The following is a 3631-nucleotide window of genomic DNA, read 5'->3' on the forward strand; positions in this document are numbered from 1 at the left end:
GATTTCCTGTTTAATCCTGCACTTTACGGTAAAACCGACGATGTGGTGTTGAATTTAAATTACCAGAAACAGTTTTCGCAGTTCGCAGAGTCACCCAATGTACAGTCGGTTGGGCTTCATGCCAATATTTTCGACCGGGTAGGGGCGGGACTTTCGTTTTTCCGCGACCAGAACGGGCCGGTTTCTTCCAACGGAATTGGGGCCGGAGCTTCTTATTTCATTCCGATTGACGACGATGGCGAAAGGAAAAGCCAGTTTTCCTTTGGGACAAACGTGAATTTCTATAATATGCATGTTGATCTCGCGAAACTGAATCCTCAGGATCCGGGAGATCCCACGCTGGCTTCGGATACCAACAGTCTGTTTCTCGTGTACGCAAATCTTGGGATGGCGGTGACGTTCCGGAATTTCTTTGCCGGTGTTTCCGTAAACGATATTGCGCTGACCAATGATATCCCAATCGTTAACGGCATCGAGCCTGAACCAACTAAATTTATCCTGAATGCGGGCTATGATTACTACCTTACCGAGCAGTTTTATGTATCTCCGTCGGTGATGATGAATTTCAATACCAACTCATCCAGAATCACAGATATGAATTTAATGGCGACCATTTTAGGCGAAGAAAATTCGTTTTCTGCTGGAGCCAGTTTCAGAACCTCAAAGAACCAGTTCGGAAGCCAGAATCTGGGAATTTCGCCTATCCTGAAAGCGACCGTAAACAATTTCTTTTTTGGCGCGAGCTATAATTTCGGACTTTCAGATATACAGCAATATGCCGGCAGCAGTTTTATGCTGAGCGTTGGGTATAATATCGAAAACTTTATCAATACGAGAGGGTACAGGTATTAGGATGCCGGATGTCTGATGCTGGGTGTTTGATGTTTGATGTTTGATGTCTGATGTCTGATGCTGGATGCTGGAAGTTTGATGCTTGATGTCAGCAAATGACAGAATACATCTGAAGTTCTAAACTTAAAATTTTCACCAACAGCCACCCAATCACCCAATCACCCATCACCCAATCACCCATCACCCATCACCTAACACCCCACATCCCGCAGCCATCACCCCGCAACAGACATGATCTACCTTCATATTCCTTTCTGCAAGCAGAAATGCAGTTACTGCAACTTTCATTTTTCCACTTCCCTGAATTTTAAGGAAGAGGTGATTGCTGCGCTCAAAAAGGAGATTTTTCTGCGTAAAGACGAACTCCAGGACAAAAATCTGAAATCCTTATATTTTGGTGGCGGAACTCCTTCCATCCTGAAAGTCGATGAACTGAAATCGATCATTGATGAGGTGCTGAAATATTTCAGCTTTAATGAGGATATCGAAATTACCCTCGAAGCCAATCCCGACGATCTGGATCAGCCATTTTTAAAGGAACTTGCACAAACTGAAATCAACCGCCTTTCGATCGGGACTCAAAGTTTCTTTAATGAAGATCTCATGCTGATGAACCGTGCCCATAACGCAGGAGAAGCGGAATCTTCCATCAAGCGCGCGCAGGATTTCGGTTTCGAAAATATCAGTATTGACCTGATTTACGGGTCACCGACCTCGAATTTTGAAATCTGGAAAGAAAATCTCAACAAAACCATTGCACTTCAGGTGCCTCACGTCTCGTCTTATGCGTTAACCGTAGAACCGAAAACCGCCCTCAACCAATGGATTAAACAGCATAAGATTCCCGCACCGAAAGAAGCGGAGCAGAACCGCGAATTTTATTATATGTCGGAATTCCTGAAAGAGCACGGTTTCGATCATTATGAAATCTCCAATTTCGGGAAACCAGGCTTTCATTCCCGTCACAATTCCGCCTACTGGAAATCCCATGAATACCTGGGAATGGGACCTTCTGCGCATTCCTACAACGGCAGTAATGAAAGGAGCTGGAATATCGCCAACAATAAACTTTACATCGACTCGCTGGTTCAGAACAAAGTTCCGAAGGAAACCGAAATTTTATCAGAGGCCGATCAGTTCAATGAAATGATTATGATTGGGTTAAGAACAGTTTGGGGCGTTGACCTTAAGGTTTTGAATGAAAGATTTAGTGAACAGGTTCTGGCGCATCTTCAGAAAGAAATTCAGTTCAAACTTGAAGAAGGTATTTTAATCATTGAAAACAGTCACCTGAAAATTCCGGAAAAGCATTGGTTCATGGCGGATGGAATCGCCTCCGATTTGTTTATGGTGAATTAAGTGATGTTGGGCGTCAGGTAAAGAGGTATGATCTTTTTACCACAAAGCGCACTTAGATTTCACGAAGCGCACTAAGAATGATTGGAAAATTAAAGGATTAATTCATGGCGGATGGTATTGCTTCGGATCTTTTTTTACCACAGAGCGCACAGAGATTTCCACAGAGGACACTTAGAATGATATCACCGCAACCGGAAATCAGCGCAATCCTTGTAATCTGTGTGAGTTTTTTGAAGATTCACGGTTACGGAAAGCAGGGTAATCACCGCCATCGGGGGTAGGCAATACTGAATCCTCATTAAAAATCCTTTAAGAAACATCCGGCACCCATCATCCCGCATCCCGCATTTTTCTTATTTTTGCAAAAACTTCTTTCCCTTTGAAAAAGAAACAACAGGATTTCAGTTACCTTTCCGCCAAGCAGCCTATCGGGATTTTCGATTCCGGTGTGGGAGGTTTAACGGTGGCTAAAGAGATTAAAAGATTATTACCTCACGAGGATCTCATTTATTTTGGCGATACCAAGCATCTCCCGTACGGCGAAAAATCCAGGGAGGCCATCGTAGGTTATTCGACCAAAATCACGGATTTCCTGCTCGAGAAAAACTGTAAAGCCATCGTCATTGCCTGTAATTCTGCCACGGCCAATGCGCTCACAGAAGTTTTGGAACTCGTGGACGACAAAGTTCCGGTCATCGATGTCATCAATCCTGTAGCCGAAAAAGTTGCGTATGAAATTCACAACAATGTGGGCGTCATTGCAACGAAAGCCACGGTAAATTCAGGACTTTACAGAAAATCCATCCGCAGACACAACAAGTTTATCAAAGTAGACGAACTCGCGACGCCACTTTTGGTACCCGCGATAGAAGAAGGTTTTAAAAACCATCCGATTACGCATTCCATTATCTATAATTACCTCAGCAACAGCAAGCTGAAGAATATCGAGACGCTGATACTGGGCTGTACGCATTATCCGCTGCTAATCGATGAAATCCGCCAGTACTACGGCAACCGCGTGCGTGTCATCGATTCGCCAAGCATTGTCGCAAACCAGCTGAAAATAATTCTTGAAAAACACCATCTGCTGAATGACCGAAATCCGGAGCCGAAATACCAGTTTTATCTCTCGGATCTCACGAAAAATTTCGAGAAGATTTCAAAGAAGTTCTTCGGAAACTCCATTAATCTGGAACTGAAGGTGCTTTGAAGTTGGAAGTTGGAAGTTGGAAGTTGGAAGCTGGAAGTTTGAAGTCGGAAGCTAGGAAATTTTGGAAATATTATTTCCCGCAGATTTCGGTGATGCCGCAGATTTCGGTTGGAAGCTGGATGCCATATGCGGGGTGTTAGATGTTGGATGTTTGAAGTCCTACGGAGGTTTTATGCACCGTCATGAAGCATCCACCTTTTTTGGACTTTT

General features: G+C 43.8%; 3 protein-coding genes. All 3 read left to right on the top strand.

Going from position 1 to position 3631, the window contains the following annotated elements:
- Positions 1-852, top strand: an 852-nt coding sequence (locus V5N63_RS05065) for a PorP/SprF family type IX secretion system membrane protein (RefSeq protein ID WP_332033072.1), incomplete at its 5' end; no start/stop codon positions are given.
- A gap of 231 nt (positions 853-1083) precedes the next feature.
- Positions 1084-2211 carry a radical SAM family heme chaperone HemW gene (hemW, locus tag V5N63_RS05070; protein ID WP_332033073.1) on the top strand — a complete coding sequence of 376 codons (1128 nt, stop codon included), beginning with the start codon at positions 1084-1086 and terminating at the stop codon, positions 2209-2211.
- Positions 2212-2590: 379 nt separating this feature from the next.
- Positions 2591-3421 carry a glutamate racemase gene (murI, locus tag V5N63_RS05075; protein ID WP_332033074.1) on the top strand — a complete coding sequence of 277 codons (831 nt, stop codon included), beginning with the start codon at positions 2591-2593 and terminating at the stop codon, positions 3419-3421.
- Positions 3422-3631 lie beyond the last annotated feature (210 nt).

The sequence above is a fragment of the Kaistella sp. genome (genome assembly GCF_032060305.1).
In the GTDB taxonomy this organism is placed as follows: domain Bacteria; phylum Bacteroidota; class Bacteroidia; order Flavobacteriales; family Weeksellaceae; genus Kaistella; species Kaistella yananensis.